Source organism: Methanocalculus sp. (assembly GCF_029762515.1).
Classification (GTDB): Archaea; Halobacteriota; Methanomicrobia; order Methanomicrobiales; family Methanocorpusculaceae; genus Methanocalculus.
This window is the reverse complement of sequence record NZ_JARVGN010000125.1, coordinates 1-5,498: the sequence shown is the minus strand read 5'-3', so window position 1 is coordinate 5,498 and position 5,498 is coordinate 1. Positions and strand designations below refer to the sequence as shown.

Annotated in this window: 6 protein-coding genes; 1 reads left to right on the top strand and 5 read right to left on the bottom strand. The window is 53.1% G+C overall.

Annotated features, from left to right (window positions below; all coding sequences use genetic code 11):
- The 4 genes from QCH34_RS05845 to QCH34_RS05830 all read right to left on the bottom strand — a co-directional run.
- Nucleotides 1–290, bottom strand: a 290-nt coding sequence (locus QCH34_RS05845; protein ID WP_300331578.1) for a glycine betaine ABC transporter substrate-binding protein, incomplete at its 3' end; no start/stop codon positions are given.
- 93 nt (nt 291–383) lie between these two features.
- Nucleotides 384–1,019 carry an FmdE family protein gene (locus tag QCH34_RS05840; protein ID WP_300331573.1) on the bottom strand — a complete coding sequence of 212 codons (636 nt, stop codon included), beginning with the start codon at nt 1,017–1,019 and terminating at the stop codon, nt 384–386.
- Nucleotides 1,003–1,836, bottom strand: coding sequence for an ABC transporter ATP-binding protein (locus tag QCH34_RS05835; protein WP_300331570.1), 834 nt, complete (start codon nt 1,834–1,836; stop codon nt 1,003–1,005). The genes QCH34_RS05840 and QCH34_RS05835 overlap by 17 nt, the downstream gene beginning before the upstream one ends.
- Nucleotides 1,833–2,903 carry an iron ABC transporter permease gene (locus QCH34_RS05830; RefSeq protein WP_300331567.1) on the bottom strand — a complete coding sequence of 357 codons (1,071 nt, stop codon included), beginning with the start codon at nt 2,901–2,903 and terminating at the stop codon, nt 1,833–1,835. Before QCH34_RS05830 ends, QCH34_RS05835 begins: the two co-directional genes overlap by 4 nt.
- 325 nt (nt 2,904–3,228) lie before the next feature.
- On the opposite strand from QCH34_RS05830, the gene QCH34_RS05825 reads away from it, so the two are divergent.
- Nucleotides 3,229–4,203, top strand: coding sequence for a radical SAM protein (locus tag QCH34_RS05825; protein WP_300331564.1), 975 nt, complete (start codon nt 3,229–3,231; stop codon nt 4,201–4,203).
- 43 nt (nt 4,204–4,246) lie between these two features.
- Here QCH34_RS05825 and QCH34_RS05820 read toward each other — a convergent pair whose 3' ends face one another.
- A complete protein-coding gene (locus QCH34_RS05820; RefSeq protein WP_300331560.1) occupies nt 4,247–5,395 on the bottom strand; it encodes an iron ABC transporter substrate-binding protein in 1,149 nt (382 codons plus the stop codon).
- Between the last annotated feature and the right edge of the window lie 103 nt (nt 5,396–5,498).

Below are 5,498 nucleotides of genomic sequence, written 5' to 3'. Positions count from 1 at the left end.
TGTGAGTAGGCAGTACCGGTATATTCGACATAGACATCCACCTGCCCCCTTTTGATCCCCTCAAAAAGGGTTGCGTCATTCATACCGGACCTGATATCTGTCTGGTATCCCTCTTCCTCAAGCAGAAGGGCAATCATATTGGCAAGGATATACTGTTCATTGAACGGCTTCCCGCCGATGACAATCGTCTCTTCTTTACCGGTACCATCAGATCCCATGCACCCTGCCAGAAAGCAGGCAATGATCAGGATAGCAGCAAACCCCACATACATGAATTTTTTTCCAGACATCAGACCACAGGAGAGAGAGGAGAGGAGAGCATATAGACTTTTTTGATATCGCCGAACAAAGATCCGGCCATTTAACGTGGGAAAAAAGGGATTTTAATCTGTTTTCGGCAGAGCACAGGTGGCACAGACAGTCTTGCCGTTCACCGTCTGCATCTTTGCATCCGCAACCGGCTCACCGCAGTCCGGGCAGATGACGGTGGTAAAGATCCGGGCCTTCTCTGGCGGATTGAACGAAACCTCGGTGACGGTGAGCATCTCATCCTGCGGAATTGAGAGAACTGCCTCGGTTGCCTCTGCCATCAGCTCATAGAACCGCTTCTCTTCCGGCTCAGTTGCAGTGCCGGAGAAGACCTTCTTCCGCAGGGTATCCATCTCTTCCCTGTCTGGCGCATCGCGGTTTTTGATCAGGATCCTGACCCCTTTGTTCTTCTCACGCGAATAGAAGGTGAAGACATGCTTGCCATAATCATGGATGATCAGGTTTCCCTTCCCGGCAGTGCAGCCGGTCACAAGCTGGATTGCATCAACACCGCAGGCATTGGTCTCGGCAACCGTCACAAGCTCCTCATCATAGGGGCGGGCAACAGAAAGCGCCTGCATTGCGGCAAGGGCGGCACGGTACCCCGTTGCTAGTCCGGGGCATGAATGGCCGTGGAATGTCACACACTCTTCAAATGCCGGGTATTTCCCGGTTGAGTCAAAATGATGGTGATCATGAGTTTCGCACATAAGTACTACCTTCTTCGTCCTGTGGTATCTTCGTTTTCTTTCCATTCCCATTTCCATTGCAGAGGCACCGGGGGATGACACAAGGAACCCCTTCAAGCTCCCCGATCATCACCGGGACGCCGTAAACCGCCTCTATCTCATCTGCGGTGATAACATTCTTATCGCCACAGGTATGGATGGACTGATCCTTTAAAAGGATGAAACGGTCTGCATACCGAAGAGCCGTATTCAGGTCATGCATCGTCATAACGACAGCAATGTTGTGCTCTGTAACGATATGGGTGATCCGATGTAAAATCTCGATCTGGTTCTTCAGGTCAAGCGCACTCGTCGGCTCGTCCAGCAGAAGGATCTTCGGCTCCTGGACAAACGCCCGTGCAATGGCGACCATCTGAAGTTCGCCACCGCTCATCTCGTCGATGTAGTGGAGGCGGAGGCGCTCGATCCCAAATGTCCGGAATGCCGCCTCGACGATCCTGAGATCCTTCTCAGAAACATTCCAGCCGATATGCGGCCTCCTGCCAAGGAGGACGGCATCAAAGCCGGTTAGTCTGCCGGTCTCCACCCGCTGGGGAACATAGCCGATCCGCCGTGCTATCTCCATCAGTTCAAGCGAATCAATCATATCGCCGCAGACAGAGACCGCACCCTGCTTCGGAACAAGGATCCGGTTTAGGCATTTGAGGAGTGTTGTCTTCCCGACACCGTTTGGGCCGAGGATCGCAACAATCTCGCCTTCGTTGATGGAGAATGCAATCTCGTCGAGGATCCCCTTGTTCCGGTACATAAACTTCAGTTCATCAACATTGAGGATCATCGGTGATACCCCCGCAGCAGCAGGTAGATGAATACCGGAGCACCCATGAACGCTGTTAATATCGCAACCGGGAGGACATAGGGTGCGACAATCAGCCTGGCAACGGTATCAGATACAAGGAGGAGAAGGGCTCCCATCACAATCGATCCCGGAATCAGGTACCGCTGCTCATCGCCTATGATCCGCCTGACCATATGCGGGCAGACGAGCCCGACAAAACCGATCACGCCGAGGAACGAGACGAGGACAGCTGTTACCAGTGCGGCAACGATCATGCCGACATTCCTGAGCTGCTCGACATTTACCCCAAGCCCCTTTGCTGTCTCGTCACCGGCATCCATCGCATTGTAGTTCCAGCGGTTTGCGATGAAGTAGATACATGCAACAATCACAATCGCCCCCATCAGGTAGACTTCAGGCCATCCGGCACGCCCGACATCGCCGAATGTCCAGTGGACAACCGCGGCAAGCTGTGCATCATCCGAGAAATACTGGAGGAACATCACCCCTGCGGTAAAGAGCGAGGAGAGAGCGACACCGGCGAGGATCACGACCTCCGGCGATGAAGCCTTGATCTTTGCGATCGCGATGATCGCAACGGTTGCGAGCATGCAGAAGATGAAGGCACAGATGGTTGTTACATAGGGATTATTGATGATCACCGCACCCGCAGTCGTCGAGGTCATCCTGCCGGTTCCAAGGAAGATGATAGCAACCGCCGCACCAAACGCACCCGCATTTGAGATACCGAGCGTAAAAGGCGAGGCAAGCGGGTTTCTCAGGATCGACTGCATCGCAACCCCGGCAACCGCAAGCCCTGCTCCGCAGATGATCGCCGCAAGCGCCTGGGGGAGCCGGATATTCCAGATGATCCGATCCCACTTATCGGTGAGGTTCTGGCCGATCAGGGTCATGAAGACTTCATAGGGAGGAATTTGGACAGCCCCGACCGAGATCGAGAGGATGAGCATGAAGAAGAGGGCAAGAATCCCACCAAGTATCCAGAGAACCTTCCGGTGGGTATATTTCAGGTAATCTTCGGGGAGCTCGCCATCTGCGAAATGCAATGGATTATCCACCCCTGATCTCTGCCTGTATTGTGCCGGAGATGCCACGGAGTCCGGCTGGTTGGTTATGGAGCAGTTTAATACGAATTTTAAGATTCATTATACTCCCTCAGATCAATGTAGGATAAAGGACTAAATAAGAATATCCTTTTTGAATTTGTTATGAATCGAGTATGTCTCTGTAACCAACATACGGCATTTACTGGAAAATAAGCAATAATAAGCATATTTTGGGGAATAAATGGCGAAAGGCCGGTACATACCATGCAGCAAAAGAAGCAGTTATCTCAGGAGAAACCCAAGTCACCAGAAGCAGGAGGAGCAGATGAAATATCGGCATATCTTTGGCCCGGTAGCATCGCACCGGCTCGGCAGATCGCTTGGGATCGATCTCATCCCGTATAAGACCTGTTCATACAACTGCGTCTATTGCGAATGCGGGGAGACCACCATGCAGACGGTTCAGCGGGCCGCATTCATCCCAGAAGACGAGGTGATGGAAGAACTCAGGAGCCTCCTCTCCACAAGCCCGGATCTCGACTCGGTCACTTTTGCCGGATCAGGTGAGCCGACCCTCTCACTCTCGCTTGGAAACGTGATTGCTATGGTAAAAGAGGAGTTTCCTGCATACACTATCAGTGTTCTCACAAACGGGAGCCTCCTCACCCGGCCGGATGTGAGGGGAGAGCTGATGGCAGCAGATCGGGTGATACCCACACTCACCTCGGCAAAACAGGAGACATTTGAAGCGATCCACCGCCCCCATCCATCCCTCTCGATCGACGCAATCATCAAAGGGATGGAAGAGTTCAGGCGGGAGTACCGGGGGGAGATCTGGCTTGAGGTCTTCATCATTCCAAAGATCAATACGACAGATGAAGAGCTCGCCCTGCTCAGTGACGCAATCAAAACGATCAATCCCGATCGCGTACAGCTGAACACGCTCGACCGCCCCGCCCCGGAGAGCTGGGTACAGGCGGCATCTGAAACCGACCTCAACAGGATACGGTTGCTCCTTGGAGAAGAGATCACTCAGATCATCAACCTTTCACCGCCGGTTTCGGGATCAGCGGGCGTACTGGGGGAGGAGAAAGAGATGATCAGCGCGATGCTCTCCCGCCGCCCCTCGACAATTGAGGATATTATTACACTCACCGGCATGTCCGGCGGCGAGGTGGCAAAGATTCTGCGTGATCTTGAGAAGGCAGAAGAGATCAGGTCATACCGGGGCGCCCGCGGCACCTTTTACAGCAGCACTCTTCCGGATGAAACCGATTCGAAGAGAGAAGAGAACCACTGAAGACACCATTGCACGAAAAGATGGGTGAGAGGAGGATCTTTTCTCAGATCGATACAGGATGGAATCCGAAGTTGTTGAACTGGCTGTTCAGCTCGGAAAAGACCGGTTTTCCGACGAAGAAGGCCATGATCTCCTCACCCTTCTCTACAGGATCGATATCCTCAAACCTGTCGGGATAGAGCACCTTGCCAATATAGTAGGCATTTGAAAGGACGGTTTCATAGTTGGTGTTATAGAAATTGTACGGAAGCACTCCATAGACCCGTCCCTCTTTCACGGCAGAGAGCCCCTTGAGAGCCGGATCATCCCTCAGCTGCCCGACAGCGCCTTCATTATCCATCCGGGTTGTACCCGCATCAATGAAGATGTACTCGGGATCCCAGTCCACGATCGCCTCTTTCGCCACATCGACATGTGCGGTTCCAAGGCCCGATGCGACATTATCTGCATGCAGCCAGAGGAATGGCGGGTATGCCGGTTCGGTCGAGATGATGCCATGGGCACCGGCAGCGCTCACACCGCCGATATAGACCCGCTTCTGTTCGGCTGCCGGAATATCGCCGGTACGTGCTTCCAGATCTGCCATCGCCACTTCGATGTATGCGATCACCTCTTCAGCACGGGCATCATGTCCGATCGCCTTGCCCATCACCCGGAGGGCGGTGTACATCTCTGTCTTCTCAGCCTGGTTCCTCAGCGAACCATATGCAAATGCCACCACGGGAATGCCGGTCTTCTCCTGGAGGGTATCTGCCTCGGCCGCACTTGTGCCATATGCAGTCCCACTTGATCCACCCTTGAAGACGAGATCAGGGCCGATTGCAATCACCTTCTCGGGATCATCCTTTCCACGGTACTCACCAAAGAGCGGTAATGTCTGGAGCCAATCCCGGTGTATAAGCGCATAGGGACGCCCTTCAACTTCCCTTCCCTGCTTCTCGATGCTGTCGACACCGACGACGAGATCCTCGCCCTGGAGATACACCAGGTACCGGAGCGTGCCTGAGCCTGAACAGAGGACGCTCTCAACCGGGGTTCCAAAGGTCACCGTCCGCCCGAAGCCATCGGTCAGGGTCATCTCTTCTGGCTCAGCAGTCGAAGCGGAGGGGCCGGCTTCACCGACGCATCCCGCAACTGCGAGGAGTGCAATAAAAAGCACTCCGGAAATAATACTAAACATGCGATTGTTCATAACATCACACCATACTGGGATCTCGTATAATGTAACTTAAACATACCTATTTGATTTTTAGTATTATCAAAATAAATAAAATTTAAAAAGAGTAACACAATAA

Excerpts from the sequence above, each read along its gene's own strand:
- QCH34_RS05825 (WP_300331564.1), top strand. The coding sequence starts at position 3,229 with ATGAAATATCGGCATATCTTTGGCCCGGTAGCATCGCACCGGCTCGGC.
- QCH34_RS05820 (WP_300331560.1), bottom strand. The coding sequence starts at position 5,395 with ATGAACAATCGCATGTTTAGTATTATTTCCGGAGTGCTTTTTATTGCA.
- QCH34_RS05835 (WP_300331570.1), bottom strand. The coding sequence starts at position 1,836 with ATGATCCTCAATGTTGATGAACTGAAGTTTATGTACCGGAACAAGGGG.
- QCH34_RS05840 (WP_300331573.1), bottom strand. The coding sequence starts at position 1,019 with ATGTGCGAAACTCATGATCACCATCATTTTGACTCAACCGGGAAATAC.